Annotated in this window: 16 protein-coding genes; 8 read left to right on the top strand and 8 right to left on the bottom strand. The window is 69.5% G+C overall.

Annotation, left to right across the window (positions count from 1 at the left end; all coding sequences use genetic code 11):
* Window positions 1-9 precede the first annotated feature (9 nt).
* Entirely contained in the window at window positions 10-1,416 is a 1,407-nt protein-coding gene (locus tag OC490_RS31390) for an NAD(P)/FAD-dependent oxidoreductase (RefSeq protein WP_262061399.1), read from the top strand.
* A gap of 177 nt (window positions 1,417-1,593) precedes the next feature.
* On the opposite strand, the gene OC490_RS31385 is transcribed toward OC490_RS31390, so the two are convergent.
* Together OC490_RS31385 and OC490_RS31380 are read right to left on the bottom strand one after the other, a co-directional pair.
* Complete coding sequence (locus tag OC490_RS31385; protein WP_262061398.1) at window positions 1,594-3,099, bottom strand: MFS transporter; 1,506 nt, start codon at window positions 3,097-3,099, stop codon at window positions 1,594-1,596.
* A 59-nt stretch (window positions 3,100-3,158) separates the two neighbouring features.
* Entirely contained in the window at window positions 3,159-4,124 is a 966-nt protein-coding gene (locus OC490_RS31380) for a zinc-binding dehydrogenase (RefSeq protein WP_262061397.1), read from the bottom strand.
* A gap of 82 nt (window positions 4,125-4,206) precedes the next feature.
* Here OC490_RS31380 and OC490_RS31375 point away from each other — a divergent pair, with 82 nt between their 5' ends.
* Window positions 4,207-4,887, top strand: coding sequence for a pentapeptide repeat-containing protein (locus tag OC490_RS31375; protein ID WP_262061396.1), 681 nt, complete (start codon window positions 4,207-4,209; stop codon window positions 4,885-4,887).
* Between the two features lie 57 nt (window positions 4,888-4,944).
* Here the strand turns inward: OC490_RS31375 and OC490_RS31370 are convergent, their stop codons facing one another.
* Both OC490_RS31370 and OC490_RS31365 read right to left on the bottom strand, forming a co-directional pair.
* Entirely contained in the window at window positions 4,945-5,445 is a 501-nt protein-coding gene (locus tag OC490_RS31370; RefSeq protein WP_262061395.1) for a hypothetical protein, read from the bottom strand.
* 48 nt (window positions 5,446-5,493) lie between these two features.
* Window positions 5,494-5,919 carry a hypothetical protein gene (locus tag OC490_RS31365; RefSeq protein WP_262061394.1) on the bottom strand — a complete coding sequence of 142 codons (426 nt, stop codon included), beginning with the start codon at window positions 5,917-5,919 and terminating at the stop codon, window positions 5,494-5,496.
* A 41-nt stretch (window positions 5,920-5,960) separates the two neighbouring features.
* Between OC490_RS31365 and OC490_RS31360 the strand changes: the two genes are divergently transcribed.
* Window positions 5,961-7,373: a M1 family metallopeptidase gene (locus OC490_RS31360; protein WP_262061393.1), complete on the top strand. Its 1,413-nt coding sequence runs from the start codon at window positions 5,961-5,963 to the stop codon at window positions 7,371-7,373.
* 94 nt (window positions 7,374-7,467) lie between these two features.
* Here the strand turns inward: OC490_RS31360 and OC490_RS31355 are convergent, their stop codons facing one another.
* Complete coding sequence (locus OC490_RS31355; RefSeq protein ID WP_262061392.1) at window positions 7,468-8,430, bottom strand: bifunctional GNAT family N-acetyltransferase/NUDIX hydrolase; 963 nt, start codon at window positions 8,428-8,430, stop codon at window positions 7,468-7,470.
* Window positions 8,431-8,847: 417 nt separating this feature from the next.
* Between OC490_RS31355 and OC490_RS31350 the strand changes: the two genes are divergently transcribed.
* Window positions 8,848-9,189: a GNAT family N-acetyltransferase gene (locus OC490_RS31350; protein WP_262061391.1), complete on the top strand. Its 342-nt coding sequence runs from the start codon at window positions 8,848-8,850 to the stop codon at window positions 9,187-9,189.
* A 113-nt stretch (window positions 9,190-9,302) separates the two neighbouring features.
* Here the strand turns inward: OC490_RS31350 and OC490_RS31345 are convergent, their stop codons facing one another.
* Both OC490_RS31345 and OC490_RS31340 read right to left on the bottom strand, forming a co-directional pair.
* Complete coding sequence (locus tag OC490_RS31345) at window positions 9,303-10,565, bottom strand: DUF1266 domain-containing protein (RefSeq protein ID WP_262061390.1); 1,263 nt, start codon at window positions 10,563-10,565, stop codon at window positions 9,303-9,305.
* 192 nt (window positions 10,566-10,757) lie between these two features.
* Complete coding sequence (locus OC490_RS31340; RefSeq protein WP_200717071.1) at window positions 10,758-11,333, bottom strand: TerD family protein; 576 nt, start codon at window positions 11,331-11,333, stop codon at window positions 10,758-10,760.
* 196 nt (window positions 11,334-11,529) lie between these two features.
* Between OC490_RS31340 and arfB the strand changes: the two genes are divergently transcribed.
* Window positions 11,530-11,958 (top strand): alternative ribosome rescue aminoacyl-tRNA hydrolase ArfB, encoded by a 429-nt coding sequence (arfB, locus tag OC490_RS31335; protein WP_019072464.1) that lies wholly within the window; start codon window positions 11,530-11,532, stop codon window positions 11,956-11,958.
* 79 nt (window positions 11,959-12,037) lie between these two features.
* On the top strand, window positions 12,038-12,919 hold the full coding sequence (locus OC490_RS31330; RefSeq protein ID WP_262061389.1) for a sigma-70 family RNA polymerase sigma factor: 882 nt from the start codon (window positions 12,038-12,040) through the stop codon (window positions 12,917-12,919).
* 14 nt (window positions 12,920-12,933) lie between these two features.
* Here the strand turns inward: OC490_RS31330 and OC490_RS31325 are convergent, their stop codons facing one another.
* Window positions 12,934-13,506, bottom strand: a complete 573-nt coding sequence (locus tag OC490_RS31325) for a flavin reductase family protein (protein ID WP_262061388.1) — start codon at window positions 13,504-13,506, stop codon at window positions 12,934-12,936.
* Between the two features lie 316 nt (window positions 13,507-13,822).
* Here OC490_RS31325 and cdgB point away from each other — a divergent pair, with 316 nt between their 5' ends.
* Window positions 13,823-15,481 carry a diguanylate cyclase CdgB gene (gene cdgB, locus OC490_RS31320; RefSeq protein WP_262061387.1) on the top strand — a complete coding sequence of 553 codons (1,659 nt, stop codon included), beginning with the start codon at window positions 13,823-13,825 and terminating at the stop codon, window positions 15,479-15,481.
* Between the two features lie 153 nt (window positions 15,482-15,634).
* The gene (locus tag OC490_RS31315; RefSeq protein WP_262061386.1) at window positions 15,635-16,591 is read left to right on the top strand and encodes a carbohydrate-binding protein; all 957 of its coding nucleotides are present in this window, start codon (window positions 15,635-15,637) and stop codon (window positions 16,589-16,591) included.
* Window position 16,592: the final 1 nt, after the last annotated feature.

The following is a 16,592-nucleotide window of genomic DNA, read 5'->3' as shown; positions in this document are numbered from 1 at the left end:
CGTCCGGATATGAGCAGCTCGGCTAGCGGTGTCGTGAACGGTGGCGTCTCCTTCTGGTACGCGGACGATGGGCTTCCCGCGCGGCGGGAGCCCCTCGATGGTGACGCTTCCGCCGACGTCGTCATCGTGGGCGGCGGGTACACGGGGCTGTGGACCGCCTACTACTTGAAGAAGGCGGATCCTGCTCTTCGCGTCACGGTCCTGGAGCAGAAGTTCTGCGGGTACGGCGCGTCTGGGCGGAACGGTGGCTGGCTGTACAACGGGATCGCCGGGCGGGACCGGTACGCCGAACTTCATGGCCAGGGAGCTGCGGTACGGCTGCAGAAGGCCATGAACGACACCGTTGCCGAGGTCGTGAAGGTCGCGGAGGAGGAGCGGATCCACGCCGACATCCATCGGGGTGGCGTGCTCGAAGTCGCTTGTACGCCTGCGCAGTTGGCCCGGCTGAAGGCCTTTCACGAGCATGAGTTGTCGTACGGCGAGAAAGACCGGGAGTTGTACGGCGCTCGTGAGACCGCTGAGCGGATTCGCGTTGCGGACGCGGTCGGGTCCGCGTGGACGCCGCACGGGGCGCGGTTGCATCCGGTGAAGCTTGTGAAGGGGCTGGCGGAGGCGGCCGAGTTGTTGGGGGTTGTTATTTGTGAGTCGACGCCCGTGACGGAGATTCGGCCTCGGTGCGCTGTCACTCCGTACGGCAGTGTTCGTGCGCCCTATGTTCTGCGTTGTACGGAGGGCTTCACCGCGAGTCTCAAGGGGCAGCGGCGGACCTGGCTGCCGATGAACTCCTCGATGATCGCCACTGCGCCGCTGAGTGAAGAGCAGTGGGCGTCGGTGGGGTGGGACGGGCTGGAGACGCTGGGGGATATGGCCCACGCGTACATGTATGCGCAGCGGACTGCCGATGGGCGGATCGCGTTGGGTGGGCGTGGGGTGCCGTATCGGTTCGGGTCCAAGACCGACAACGACGGGCGGACGCAGGCTGCGACGGTCGAGGCGTTGCGGGAGATCCTTGTGCGGTTCTTTCCGTCGCTGGTTGGGGTGCCGGTTGAGCACGCTTGGTCGGGGGTGCTCGGGGTGCCTCGGGATTGGTGTGCGACGGTGACTTTGGATCGGTCTACGGGGCTGGGGTGGGCGGGGGGTTACGTCGGCTCGGGGGTTGCTACGGCCAACCTTGCGGCTCGGACGTTGCGGGATCTGGTTCGGCTGGATTCCGGGCAGGGCGGCGCTACTGATCTCACCGGCCTTCCGTGGGTCGGCCACAAGGTGCGCAAGTGGGAGCCGGAGCCGTTTCGTTGGCTGGGGGTGCAGGGGATGTACGCGACCTATCGCGCGGCGGACCGGCGTGAACTCGTCGGGCATGGCGCGGAGTCCTCGCGGTTGGCGCGGTTCGCTGATCGGGTGGCCGGGCGTCACTGAGACGTGCGGGTGTGTGGGTGGTTCGCCGGTTCGTCGTGGTGGGTCGGTGCCGCGTCGGGGGGTGTCCGTCCTCGGAACGGCGCGGAATCGGTGTCTTGAGAAGCTGGTGGTGTTGACGCGCCAACCGCTGCGGGCGGACCCCCCCCGACACGTCACCTTCGCGCCGTACGCGGCTGATCAGTTCACCGACTCCGACTCGTTCACCGGTGCTTGGGCCGGTGCGTTGTGCTTCGGCGCCCGTGCCGTCACCATCAGGCCCGCTACCAGGCCTGCCAGGAGCATTACGGCTACGGCCCACCAGATGGCGACCGTGTAGCCGTGGACGATGCCCTTGCTGGTGATCAGGGCCTTCTGGGCCGGGGTGTGGAGGTGCGCGGCGATGTAGGCCGTGCTGCTGGTGGTGGCGATCGTGTTGAGCAGGGCCGTGCCGATCGAACCGCCCACCTGCTGTGAGGTGTTGACGGTCGCGGACGTCACGCCCGAGTCCTGTGGGGCCACCCCTGCGGTGGCTGTGGCGAAGACCGGCATGAAGATCAGGCCCATGCCCAGGCCCATCAGGATCAGGCCGGGGAGGAGTTCGGTGGTGTAGGAGGAGTTGACGGTCAGGCGGGTGAAGAAGGACATGCCTGTTGCGGCCAGGATCGCGCCCGGCACCATCAGGGTGCGCGGTGGTACGTGGTGCATCAGGCGGGCCGAGATCTGGGTCGAGCCGATGATGATCGCGACCGTGAGGGGGAGGAAGGCCATGCCGGTTTTTACGGGGGAGTAGTTGAGGATGACCTGTAGGTAGTAGGTCATGAAGAGGAACACGCCGAACATGCCGATGACTGCCAGGCCCATCGTGAGGAAGCAGCCGGCCCGGTTGCGGTCCTTGACGATGTGGAGGGGGAGGAGGGGGCTGGGTGCCCTTGTCTGCCACCAGACGAAGGAGGCGAGCAGTAGCGCGCCTGCGGCGAACAGGGTCAGGACCAGGGAGTCCGTCCAGCCTCGTGGCTCTGCCTCGCTGAAGCCGTAGACGATCGCGACCAGTCCGCCGCAGCCGAGCAGTACGCCGGGTACGTCCAGGCGGGCGCCGGTGTGGCCGGGGCGGTCGTGGAGGAGGGCGAAGGCGCCGAAGACGGCGACGGCTGCGATGGGGATGTTGACGTAGAGGCACCAGCGCCAGTTCAGGTATTCGGTGAGCAGGCCGCCCGCTATGAAGCCGATCGCCGAACCGCTGCCCGCGAGTGCGCCGTAGATCCCGAAGGCCTTTCCGCGTTCCTTCGGGTCGGTGAAGGTGGTGGTGAGGAGGGAGAGGGCGGAGGGGGCCAGTACGGCGGCGAAGACGCCCTGGAGGGCTCGGGCGCCGAAGAGCATGGCGGAGGTGGTGGCCGCGCCGCCCAGTGCGGAGGCGCCGGCGAAGCCGATCAGGCCGATGATGAACGTTCGTTTGCGGCCCACCAGGTCGGCGATCCTCCCGCCCAGCAGGAGCAGGCCGCCGAAGGCGAGGGTGTAGGCGGTGATGACCCACTGGCGGTTGCCGTCGGACATGCCCAGGTCACGTTGTGCGGAGGGGAGCGCGATGTTCACGATCGTCGCGTCGAGGACGACCATCAGCTGGGCGAGAGCGATGATCACCAGGCCCCACCAGCGCCGGGGGTCGGGCTCCGCGGCCGTTGCTTCACCTGTTTGGGTGACGCTCATCTGCCCAGAAGACCATGAATCGGTGTGTATTGCATCCGCGGGTGAACGCTTCTATGTGGTTATGGTTCCAGTACTACCTTTCCGGTTGTCTGTCGCGATTCCAGTGCTTGGTGTGCTTTCGCTGCGGCGGACAGTGGGAAACGTTGAATCGCTGGTACGAGTCGGGCCTCGGCGGCCTCCGTGAGTGCCCGTAGTTCGAGGGTGCGGATGGGGCTCGGGCCGCCGGTCTTCTGCATCATGGCGGGGCCCAGCACTCGTACGGATGTTTGTTCGGCTGTGTACTGTTCTCCGCTCGACCAGCCGAAGATGATGTGTTGGCCGTCCGGCTTGAGCAATCCCACGGACTCGCGGGCTATGGCCCCGCCCACGCCGTCGAACACGGTGGTTGCCTGTCGGCCGCCCAGCCAGGCCCTCACCTTTTCCGGCCACTCCGGGTTCGTGTAGTCGACGGCCAGGTCGGCGCCGTTCGCCCGTGCGAGGGCCGTCTTCTCGGGGCTGCCCGTGAGGCCGATCACTGTGGCGCCGGCGTGTTTGGCGTACTGGACCAGGAGGGTGCCCAGGCCTCCTGCGGCGGCCGGGATGATGACCGTCGAGTCTGGTCCCAGCTCGCTGAACTGCACGATTCCCATGGCCGTACGGCCCGTTCCGATCATGGCTACTGCCTGTGCGAAGTCCAGGTTCCCGGGGATCTCGTGCACCCGGTCGACATCGACCACGGCCGACTCGGCGTATCCGCCGGGTGCGAATCCGAGGTGGGCTACCACCCGTTTCCCGAGCCACAGTCCGGCGACCTCCTCGCCGAGCGACTCGACCACACCGGCTACCTCGCGGCCGGGGATCGTGGGGAGGGCGGGGAGGGTGGGGAGCGGGCCCTGCTCGCCCCTCCGGAGTGCGGTGTCCAGGAGGTGCACTCCGGCCGCTGCTACGGCGATGCGGACCTGGCCGGGGGCGGGGGAGGGGGCGTCGACGTGTTCGTAGGTGAGGTTGTCGGCGGGGCCGAAGGCGTGGAGTCGTATGGCGTGCATGGGGTCACTCTTCGACCTCAAGTGTGCTTGAGGTCAAGGGTTCGTCGGTCTTGTTGTCAGTGGTGGGGTGCAGGATGGGGGCATGGCGAGGAGAGCGGCTGGTGGGACGGGTGGAGTGAAGGGGGCGCGGCGGCCGGAGGTGCGGTTGCCGGCTCTGGAGGCTTATGGGGGTGGGGAGTTGGAGCCGGACGGGGACTATGACGGGCTGGAGATCCGGGACGAGGACTTCGCGGGGCAGGACGGCGGGGGTGCCCGGTTCATGGACTGCGCGCTGACGGGCTGCGCGCTGGACGAGACGCGACTGCACCATGCGCGAGTACTCGACTCGGTTCTCACCGGCATGCGGGGGGTCGGTACGGACCTCGCGGAGTCGACCCTGCGCGACGTCGAGGTGATCGACCCCAGGATGGGCGGCGTGCAGCTCCACGGCGCGGTTCTGGAACGGGTGGTGATTCGGGGAGGGAAGATCGACTACCTGAATCTGCGCAAGGCGCGGCTCCGGGATGTTGTTTTTGAGGGGTGCGTGCTCGTAGAGCCGGACTTTCTCGATGCCCGGCTGGAGCGGGTCGAGTTCGTGGACTGTGTGTTGAAGGGGGTGGACTTCACGGGGGTGACGTTCACGGATGTGGATCTGAGGGGGGTGGCTGAGCTGGAGATCGCTCGGGGGGTGGAGCGGTTGTCGGGGGCCGTGATCAGCATGGGGCAACTGCTGGATCTGGCGCCGGTGTTGGCGGTGCAGATGGGGATTCGGGTGGAGGGCTGAGAGGGGCAGCTGTCCGGTGCAGGGTGAGGGGGGCCTGGGGGCGCAGCCCCCAGAGGCTCACTGCACCCGGGGGAACTTCGCCTGCAGCGTCCAGATCGCCGGGTTCTCGCCGAGGGCATCGTGCATGTCGACCAGGTCGGCGATCAGGTCGTGCAGGAAGTCCCTTGCCTCGCGGCGGAGTTCGGTGTGCGAGAAGGTCAACGGCTCCTCGTCGCGCCGCATCCAGTCCGCCTCCACGTCCACCCAGCCGAAGCGGCGCTCGAACAGCATCCGGTCCGTGGACTCGGTGAAGTCCAGCTCCGCCCGCTGCGGGCGGGACGCCCGTGATCCCGCCGGGTCCTGGTCGATCCGCTCCACGATGTCGCACAGCGCCCACGCGAAGTCGAGCACCGGTACCCAGCCCCAGGCCGTGGCCACCTCCCGGTCCGCCTTGGTGTCGGCGAGATACACGTCACCGCAGAACAGGTCGTGCCGCAGCGCGTGGACGTCGGCGCGCCGGTAGTCGGTCTGCGGGGGGTCCGGGAAGCGGTTGGAGAGGGCGTAGCCGATGTCGAGCACGTAGGTGATGGTGTCACGGTTCGGGAGGGCGGACGGCAGGTGGAGCGATCACTCACACTGCCCCGGGGGATGGTCTCCGGCCCCGTTCTGCGCGGCGGTGGCTGCCTCCAGGAGGGGCCAGCCGTCGAGCTCTGCGATCTGTGGTTCTTCCGGTCGTGGCAGCCATCCTTGGGCCGTCGCCGCGTCGAGCAGGGCGCGGACGGCGCCGGGTTCGTGCAGGTTGAGGGACGGGCCTCGGACGTACCCCACGTCCCCGGAGCCCAGGGGGGCGCCGCCCGGGACGTACCGCCCCGGCCCCGCGGCGAACACGATGCGCAGTGGGCCGCCGGTGCCGGCCGGCTGGGGGCGCAGGGTGAGGGTGTGGACGCAGCCCGCAGGCTCGGTGTCGGTGTCGGTGTGGCTGTGGCGCAGGCTCCAGAGGTATGTGCGTCCGTTGGCCACGAGTCGGCGGGGCTTCTTGGAGGAGCGGGGCATGGAGCCGAGCGTACGAGCTCCGGACTCATAGGATCGCGGACGTGCCCCGATCCGTACGGCTCGTTCCCATGGTCATCGCCTGCGTGCTGGCCCTTGCCCTGAGCGCGTGCACGGGGTCGGGTGCCCGGAGCACGAGCGGCGGTTCCGGCCTGGGGGACCCGTACTTCCCGAAGGCTGGCAACGGCGGCTACGACGTGACCCACTACGACCTGACCCTCGCCTACACCCCCGGCGCCCCTGAACTGACCGGCACGGCGACGATCACCGCCCGTGCCACCGCCGAACTCTCCTCCTTCGACCTGGACTTCAAGGGCATGACGGTCGAGTCGCTGACGGTGGGGGGACGGGACGCCCGCTGGACCCGGCGAGGACAGGAACTGACGGTCCGTCCGTCTTCCGCCCTCCGTAAGGGCAGGACGTTCGAGACGACCGTTCGCTACTCCGGCGTCCCCGGGGCGATCACCGATCCGGACGGTTCGGAGGAAGGCTGGCTGCGTACGGCGGACGGTGCGGTGGCGCTGGGTGAGCCGGTCGGCTCGATGGCGTGGTTCCCGGGCAACGACCATCCCTCCGACAAGGCGACGTACGACATCGCGATCACCGTCCCCAAGGGTCTGCAGGCCGTCTCCAACGGGGAGTTGAGGGCTGAGACGACCAGCAACAGCCGGACGACCTACCGCTGGCGCACCGCCCAGCCCATGGCGACCTATCTGGCCACGGTTGCCATCGGTCACTACGACATCACCCGCACCACGACGGGTGACGGCCTCCCCGTCTACGTCGCGGTCGACCCGCACGAGGCGGCGGCCGGCCGCAAGGCGCTGGCCCGGCTGCCGGAGATCATGGAGTGGGAGGAGTACAACTTCGGTCCGTATCCCTTCTCCTCGACCGGTGCGATCGTCGACCGCCGGGGCGACGCGGGGTACGCGTTGGAGACGCAGAACCGCCCCTTCTTTCCCGGTGCCCCCGACACCGTCCTCCTCGTCCACGAACTCGCCCACCAGTGGTACGGCGACTCCGTCACCCCGAGGACCTGGCGCGACATGTGGCTCAACGAGGGCTTCGCGACCTACGCGGAATGGCTCTGGGACGAGGACCACGACGGCGACACCGCCCAGGAGACCTTCGACGCGCTCTACGACGGGACCTACTTCGACGACCCGGCTGAGAGCGAGGCGGTCTGGGCCTTTCCGCCGGCCCGGCCCAGCTCCGCCGCGCACATTTCCGACAGCCCCGTCTACGAGCGGGGCGCGATGGTGCTCCACAAGATCCGGCAGACGGTCGGCGATGCCCGGTTCTACGACATCGTCCAGGGCTGGGCCGCCGCCCACCGTCACGGCACCGCGGACACCGCGGACTTCACGGCGTACGTGGAGCGGATGGCGCCGGGGAAGGACTTCGGGGGGATCTGGCGGGACTGGTTGTACGGGGACGGGAAGCCGGCCCACGCCTGAGCCGGCGGCCCCTTCACCGCGTCCGACGAGTCTGCGTACCAGGGCGGCGACCGATCCGGGAGATCTTCGGGAACGGTTCGGGCGCAGGCCCGTGTCACGTCTGCGGCCGGCTTTTGTCCAACTCGTCCAGGAGTACGGCGAGTTCGGCGGGCCACACAGTCTCCGTCGTTTCGCGCAACTCCTTCTGGGTCCACCATCGCCAGGCGAGGATGCCGTCCTGGGCGTGGGCGGCGGTGAGGTGGGCGCCGGTGGGGTCGCGGTGCGGACCGTGGGTGACGTAGATGCGTTCGTACTGGTGGACCGGGGTGCCGGCGAAGGTGAGGTCGACCTCCCTGGTGCTGAGCAGGGGGCCGGGCTCCAGGTCGGTCCAGCCGGTCTCCTCCCGGAGTTCGCGCAGAGCGCCCTCGCGTGGGGTCTCGTCGCCTTCGAGGCCGCCGCCAGGCAGGGCCCAGAAGGCGCCGCCGGTTTCGGAGTCGTCGTAGCGGAAGAGGAAGACGCAACCGGCAGGGTCCAGTACCGCGACGCGGGCGGAGTGGCGGATTCTGCCCAGCCGCTTGCGCAACACAGCGCAGGGGCGGCCGAGTTGGCGGTCCTGGCGGTGGTCGATGACCTCGTAGCCGAGGGCGGTCCAGAAAGCGAGGCCGTCGGGATTGTTGTCAAGGACGGCGAGGCGTACGGCGGTTCGGCCGGCCGTGCGGAAGCGGTCCTCGACGAGGGACGCCAACTGCCTTCCGTGTCCCTGCTGTTGCTGTGTGGCGTCGATCATCAGCAACCCGATCCAGGGGTCGTCGTCATCGGGGTCGGGATGGGTGCCGAGGGTGATCGCCATCCCGACGAGCCGCCCCTCGCTGCGCGCGAGCAGCACCTCTGCCTCCGGGTCGGCCAGCTCGTCGGCCAGCGCGGTCGCCACCTGCTCGGGCCGGATGTCCTCCGGGTCCGGGAAGTCGCCGCTGAGGGCGTGGAAGGCGTGGTTGGAGGCGTAGAGGGCGGCGAGTTCGGTAAGCAACTCACCGGGGAGGGCACCGGCCTCGGTCGGCGTGAGCGGTTCGAGGAACATGGGGGCACGCTAGCGGCCGGGGGCTCCGCCGAGCTCGAACCAGATCTGTTTGGCGGGGGTGCCGTGTGCGGTGGCGCCGCGGTGTACGGCCCAGTCCCGGGCGAGGTCGGTGAGCAGGAGCAGGCCCCGACCGTTCTCGTCGTAGACCGGGACGCGTAAGCGGTCGTGGACCCAGGCCAGCGCAAAATGCCTGATCGCAGGGGATGAACGGGTGTTATCGTCGCGCGCATGCCTGAACTGATCACACCCACAGGTCGACTTCGGTCCTCATGGCTCGCGGCGCGTGACGAGTGGTCTCCAGGTGCCCACCAGGACGGGAGCGGCCTGCGTCTCGCACCTGAAGGCGACCTCGACAGCCCCGAGGTTTTCGCGGCGTGGGTCGAGCAACTGCGGCAGCAGTCGGACAGGTCGGTTGCCGTGGGAGAAGGGCGTGTCCACGCCACCCACTGGTGGATCGTCGAGGGCGACAGCTATCTGGGAGCCATCGATCTGCGGCACTATCTGAACGCCTTTCTGCTCGATGTCGGCGGGCACATCGGCTATAGCATCCGGCCCACCGCCCGGAGACGTGGCCTGGCCACGTGGGCCCTCGGGGCGGTTCTCCCTGAGGCTCGTGCGTTCGGTCTGGGGCGGGTCCTCGTCACCTGCGACGACGACAACGTCGGATCGGCGCGCAGCATCGAGCGCAACGGTGGCGTCTTGGAGGACGTCCGCACCACCGACGCGGGCATCAAGCGCCGTTACTGGATCACTCTGTAGGCGGTGGCGCGGCCGTGCTGGTTGCAGCCACTCGTTGTCACCGAGAAGCGCAACCTGCTGGAGGATGCGCCGGACTTCGGTTCTTCGCCTCCGAGGCGGAGTGGCAACCACCCCTACCGGAACGGAATGTTCAGCCAAGGGCTCCCCGGATCCGACGTCAGGATCCGATGCGCGGTGACCATGTCCTGGTACCAGGGGCCGAACTCCTCCTCGTCGAAGTGGAGGCAGCGGCCCAGGATGTAGCCGGCCGAGAAGTCCGGCCAGGAGCGGTGGGCGAGGGCGGCGGCCCGGCCCGCGCGGACGAGGGCCGACTCGGTCTCCGCCAGGGTGCAGAAGCGGGCGCCGAGTCCCCAGCGGGCCATCTTCGAGGCGCGGCCCAGGTCCCAGGCCTCGACCGAGGTGACATGGCGGTTCTCGTCGAGGATGCCGTCGGCCCGCATCCGGGCCTCGTAGCGGGTGATGCGGCCGATGAGGCGTTGTACGCCCTCGATGCGGGCCTCGGTCTCCGAGGCGGGGCGCGGGTCGGTCTTCGTCACGCCGTCCTCGGTGATGACCGTGGAGCCCTCGGAGTCGGCGCGGATGACGGTGGCGACGGCCTGGCGCCAGTAGCCGGTGTCGACGTGGCCGCCGAAGTCACGGGCGATGGTGCGGCGCAGGCTCAGCGCGAACTCCCATACGGAGCTGGAGGCTTCGGCGGCGAGCAGGTTGCGCAGATGCTGCTGCCATTCGGCGCGGGTGGTGATGCCCCACCATTCGCGCAGCCGCCGGCGTTCCCCGTCGTAGCCGCTGCCGTGCCAGGCCGGCGCGTTCCAGAGGGAGCCGTTGCTGACGCAGAGGAGGGCTCCGCAGGCCAGGCCGTGGGCGACGGGGCCGTGCAGCGCGCCGCCGACGTGGAGTGCGCGCAGGCGCATGCCCGATACGGGCGTGCCCATGTGTTCGGCCGCGCGTGACCAGTCCGTCGTGCCCGGGGGGCCGTAGGGGAGGGCGAGTGCGCAGGGGGTGCCGGGGTCGATGACGAGGGTGGGCGGGCACTGCGGGTTCCAGGCGTTCGCTATCCAGCGGAGTGAGGCGCGAGAGTAGACCATGTCGGGGCGCGGCGCGGGGAGCATGCCGTCGGTGAACAGTTCCCAGTGCCTGGTGCCGCGTCGGACGTCGCGGATGAACACGCGGTGGACACGGTCGGGTTGGGCGTCGTAGGCCTCGCGGGACATCTCGTAGTAGAGGTGGGTCCGGGCGAGTACGTCGTAGTACGCGGGCCAGTCGCCGCGCGCCCTGGCCTCGGCGAGGGCCCGCTCGGTCTCGGTCGGCGGGGTCCAGGCGGGCGGACCGGTGGGCGGGGGAGGCCCGAAACCGGCGGAGGGCGGTCCGAACGACATGGGTGCTCTGTCCTTCCAGGGTCCAGCCGCTGCTGACCCCGGCACACTGCCACACGGGACTGAGACACCCCTGTGGACCCCCGGGCACACCGCGCGTGTGCCTGCCGTCCACGTACCTCGTGTGCCCGAGGCCCCCGGCTGCGGTCACGCAGCCAGGGGCCTCGCACAGTGCAACTGCGGGCGGGTCGTCCGTCAGACGTTGACGCCGAAGTCCTGGGCGATGCCGACCAGGCCCGAGGCGTAACCCTGGCCCACGGCGCGGAACTTCCACTCCGCGCCGTTGCGGTACAGCTCGCCGAAGACCATCGCCGTCTCCGTCGCCGCGTCCTCGGAGAGGTCGTAGCGGGCGATCTCCGCGCCGCCCGCCTGGTTCACGATGCGGATGTACGCGTTGCGGACCTGGCCGAAGTTCTGCGAGCGGGTCTCCGCGTCGTAGATCGAGACCGGGAAGACGATCTTCTCGACGTCCGCCGGGAGACCGGCCAGGTTGACGTTGATCGCCTCGTCGTCGCCCGCGCCCTCGCCCGTGCGGTTGTCGCCGGTGTGGACGATGGTCTGGTCCGGGGTCGACTTGTTGTTGAAGAAGATGAAGTGGCCCTCCGAGTAGACCTTGCCCTCGGGGTTGACCGCGATCGCCGAGGCGTCGAGGTCGAAGTCCGTGCCGGTGGTGGTGCGGACGTCCCAGCCAAGGCCTACGGTGACGGCGGTCAGGCCCGGGGCCTCCTTGGTGAGCGAGACGTTGCCACCCTTGGACAGGCTTACAGCCATTGTTGGGAGTCCTTCCCTCGTTGCGGTGCGGGCTTCGTACTGGGGACGAAGCTACCGGTACCTCTATGAACGCCAAGAGGGGTATCGAAGGTTCCATGTGGCTTTACTTTCTTTACCCGCCTCTTCACCCGCCTCTTCCGGAACGTCCGGGGTAATTGGCGTGACGTGGACCGGACAGGCAGGCGACCATGGGGGCATGTCCGGTCCTTATCTCATCCGCGGCTCCGTCTCCCTGCCCGAGGCCGAGCTCATGTGGCGTTTCTCGCGGTCGTCGGGGCCGGGCGGGCAGCACGTCAACACCAGCGACTCCCAGGTGGAACTGCGCTTCGACCTGGCGAAGACCGAGGCCCTGCCCGAGGTGTGGAAGGCCCGGGCGCTGGAACGCCTCGCCTCCCGGCTCGTCGACGGCGTCGTCACCGTACGGTCCTCCGAGCACCGCTCCCAGTGGCGCAACCGCGAGACCGCCGCCGTACGCCTCGCCGCGCTGCTCGCCGAGGCCACCGCGCCGCCGCCGAAGCCGCGCAGGCCCACCCGGATTCCGCGGGGCATCAACGAGCGCCGGCTGCGCGAGAAGAAGGCCCGCTCCGACACCAAGCGGGGGCGGACCGGGCGGGACTGGGGGTAACCCCTGCGCCGGTTGTCACATCCTCGGCCCGTGCTCCGTCGTACCGGTGACGACGGACCGCGACGAGGAGTGTTCACCCGTGGGCGACTTCGAATTCCCCCGACAATTCCCCCGACGACAGGACGGTGAATTTCTCGCCGCCCGGTTCGAATCCCACCGCCCCCGCCTCCACGCCGTGGCCCACCGCATGCTCGGCTCGTCCGCCGAGGCCGACGACGCCGTGCAGGAGGCCTGGGTCCGGCTCAGCCGCTCGGACGCGGAGAAGGTGCAGAACCTGGGCGGCTGGCTGACCACTGTCGTCGGACGGGTCTGCCTCGACATGCTCCGCTCCCGCACCTCCCGCGCCGAGGAACCCCTCGACGCCGGCGCCCCGGTCCCGGCCGCCGCGCCGGGCCCCGAGCAGGACGCGCTCCTCGCCGACTCGGTCGGGGCCGCGCTCCTCGTCGTACTGGAGACCCTGACGCCCGCCGAACGGCTCGCGTTCGTGCTGCACGACCTGTTCGCGGTGCCGTTCGAGGAGATCGCGTCCATCGTCGGCCGAACGCCCACGGCGGCACGGCAGTTGGCGAGCCGGGCCCGGCGGCGGGTGCGGGGGGCACCCGCGCCGGACGGGGATCCGGTGCGGCAGCGGGTGGTCGCCGACGCCTTTCTCGCCGCGGTGCGCGAGGGCGACTTCGACGCGCTGGTGCGGGTGCTCGACCCGGACGTCGTGGCGCGTTCCGAGGGCACGGTGACCGCGGGTGCCGCCGCCGTGGCGTCCGGCGCGACGAGCTTCGCGCACTTCGCGAGCCTCGCCCGGCCCGCCCTGGTGGACGGCGTCACCGCCATCGCCCTGCTCGTCGACGGCCGCCCCGTGCGCACCCTGGCCTTCACGTTCGTCGGCGACCGCATCGCCGCGATCGACATCGTGACGGACCCGGGACGGGTGGCGCTGCTGGACGTGGTCCTGGTGGTGGACTGACGCCCGCCGTGATCTCACCCCAACTGCCGGTACCTGCCCCGGAAATAGGCCAGCGGGCCGCCGTCCGTGCCGGTCGCCTCCGCCGTCAGTACGCGGCCGATGACGAGGGTGTGGTCGCCGGCCGGTACCCGCTGTTCCGTGCGGCATTCGAGGGTGGCGAGGGCGCCGCGCACGAGAGGGGCGCCGGACGCCGACCCGTGGACGTAGGGGATGTCGTCGAAGAGGAGGCGGTCGCTGATGCGGCCCTTCATCGCGAAGCGGCCCGCGATGTGGCGCTGGCTCTCGGAGAGGACGGAGACGGCCCACAGTGGCTGTTCGTCGAGGAGGTCGTCCATGCGGGAGCCGTTGCGGAGGCTGACCAGAACCAGCGGCGGGTCCAGGGAGACCGACATGAAGGCGGTCGCGGTCATGCCGACGTCCTCGCCGACCGGGGCGTGCGGGTCGTCCGGGTCGTACGGCTCCTCGTGCGCGGTCACCAGGACCACGCCCGCGGCCAGCCGGGCGAGGGCGGCGCGGAACTCGTCGTTGCTCACCCCCACAGCATGCCCGGAGGGAACGGACTCGGTGATCGACGCGGTGTTCAGCACGCCGGGAACGCTAATCTCCGAGTACCGCGCACCGCATCGGACTTCGGTCCCGACAGGATCCTCACGGGGTCCTAGGACCAATGACCCACGCGACGGAACATCGTCGTGCATCATGTCCACACACCCACAAAGTTTGCGTTCAGTAAACGCACAGGGAAAATGCAGAAACTCCACTCAATTGTTCATCTTCCGCTGTGACTTGAGTCACAAGGGGTAGTAATTGTTGACCCTGTGTACCGAGTGGGCAGCGCGCTGTGATTCAGTGGCGGGGAAGAAGACCCTTGATTCGCTGCGAGGTCTCGGGGGGAGGGCGAGTATGGAGACCGAGTCGGAACCCTACGTCCGTCTTGAGAACCTGCGGCAACTGCATACGGTCATGGCGGACATGAACACCGCCCGCAGCCTGGCGGACACCCTGCAGACCGTCGCCGACGGCGTGGTCAACGGCCTCGGGTACGAGCTGGCGTGCGTCAACCTCGTGCGCCCCGACGGCGACCTGGTGGTCGCCGCCTTCTCCGGCAACTCCGCCGCCGAGGCGCTCATCACCGGCCGGGTCGGCTCCCGCGCCTCCTGGGAGCGCCGGCTCGGCATGGGCGAGGACTGGGGCGACCTGCGGTTCATACCGCACACCGAGGGCTGGGTCCTCGACGAGGACGACGTGCCGCAGTGGTACACCGACGGCCCCGCCCCCCGCTTCGAGGACGAGTGGCACCCCTCCGACCGGTTGTTCGCGCCCATGTACACGCCCGGCGTCTCCGGCGGCTCGTGCGGCGAACTGATCGGCGTCCTGTCCGTGGACCGGCCGCGCAACGGCCGCAGGCCCGGCGCATGGGGGCGCGAAGCGCTCCAGATGTACGCCTTCCAGGCCGCCATCGCGATCAGCAACGCGCGTCTACGTGCGAATATGCAACGCGCACTTGTCAGACTCGAACGCGAGCAACAGGCCCTGCGCGCAAGCGAGGAGAGCTTCCGGCAGGCCTTCGAGTACGCCCCCTCCGGCATGGCGATAGCCGAGATGGGCGGCGACCAGCACGGCCGAATACTGCGGAGCAACGACGCCCTGTGCCGCCTCCTGGGCCGCCCCGCCTCCGCGATGCGCCGTTACTCCTTCTCGGACCTCGTCCACCCCGAGGACATAGGCACCCTGCTGAGAACCTCGGCGGAGGGCGGACGAGCGGAACTCCGCCTCGGCCGCCGGGACGGCACCTACGTCTGGGTCTCGCTCCGCAACTCCGTCGTCGCCGACGCCGCCGACGGACCGCGCTTCCTCCTCTCCCACGTCGAGGACATAGAGGACCGCAAGCGCCGCGAGCTGCAGCTCGCCCACCGCGCCGCGCACGACGCGCTCACCGGCCTGCCGAACTCGGCGGAACTGCGCCCCCGCCTCTCCTCGCGACTCTGTCAGCGCCCGCAGTCCGCGTTCCCCGGCGAGGTCGAGTCCCTCGACGCCGCGTACGGACATCCGGCCTACGACGCGAACGGCCACGGCTTCGACTACCCCCCCGGCGCCGACCTCCTCGGCGCCTACGACCACCACGTCCACACCATCGCCCCCGAGGGCGAGCGCGACGACGGCACCAAGGGGCTCGCGGTCCTCTTCTGCGACCTCGACGGCTTCAAGTCGATCAACGACCGGTTCGGGCACAACGCGGGTGACGCGGTCCTCATCGAGGTCGCCCGGCGGCTCGGCCGGGCCGTGCGCGACGGCGACACGGTGGCCCGGCTCGGCGGCGACGAGTTCGTCGTCCTCGCCGACGGACTCGGCAAGGCCGACGCCGCCGACCTCGCCGTACGCCTGCGGAACGAGATCATCCAGCCCATCCGGGTCGACGGCCGGGCCATGCGGGTCGGGGCCAGTTTCGGCATCGGGTGGGCCCACTGCGGCATGACGGCGGACGAGGTGTTGAAGTCCGCTGACGAACGGATGTACATCGAGAAACGATCTCGTCCCAAACAGCACAGACGCGCGGGATGATCTCCAGGTCAGCGTTGTGATGCCGTCCGAGTCACCTGTTTGGACTACGCGGAGCGGGTAGGCTCGCAGTTCTCCAGACGTATCGAAGACGCAATCGAAGACGCATCTGAAGCTGACGTACCCGCACCCGCACCTGTTGAGGAGTACCTAGGGATGACGCCCGGCAACAACGGCGCGAGCACGCCCGAGGATGACGACCCGTTCGGCTATCTGTACGCCGATGGCCAGGCCAACGGCGCCCAGCCGCCGTCCGGCGGCGGTGGTTACGGCTACCCGGGTTCCGTCAACCGGGTGCGCGCGGTCGGCGAGCGCCAGTACGGCGGCCAGCCGGCCGCCGCCCCCACCGCGCAGTACCAGCAGCCGTACGGCCAGACCGTCCCGCAGCAGCAGGCCTACGGCGCCCAGCCGAACGCGCACTACCAGGCCCCGGAGGCCTTCGGCGCCCCGCCCACCCAGCCGCCCCCGTCCTACGACGGCGGTCGCGGCGGCGGCCGGGGCCGCGGTCCCAACACCAAGGGTCTGCTGATCGGTGCGATCGCGGTCGTCGCCGCGGTGGTCATCGGCATCAGCGTGGCGATGATGAACGGCAACGGCGACACCAAGACGGGCGACCAGGCGGGGTCGACGCCTTCGGCTTCCCAGAGTGCTTCGTCGAGTCCGTCGCCGAGCAGCAGCGCGTCGGACGCGGCGGAACTGCCGAAGATCGACGCCAAGGCCCTGCTGCTGGGCGGTGGCGCCACCACGGCATCCGACGTCGACGGCGCCAAAGCCGCAGGCGGTGTCTATGTGTCCGGCTTCAACGCGGTCGGCGCGACCCTGACCTGGAACGTGAGCGGCATCACGAAGAGCGGCAGCTACCGCCTCTACGTCAACTACGGCGTACCCGGCAAGGACGCCACCGCCACCCTCACGATCAACGGCACGGCCCAGTCCCGCCCGCTCAACCTGGGCAACTTCGCGAAGGCCGCCGAGGGCGACTACGAGAAGGGCTGGACGGAGACCTGGGCGTCCGTCCAGCTCAACAAGGGCACCAACACCGTCAAGATCTCCTGCGAGCAGGGCGACCAGTGCGACGTCAACTTCGACCAGCTGTACCTGGTGAACGGCTGAC

The sequence above is a fragment of the Streptomyces sp. STR69 genome (genome assembly GCF_024519455.1).
GTDB lineage: Bacteria > Actinomycetota > Actinomycetes > Streptomycetales > Streptomycetaceae > Streptomyces.
This window is presented reverse-complemented; position numbering and strand designations above follow the sequence as displayed.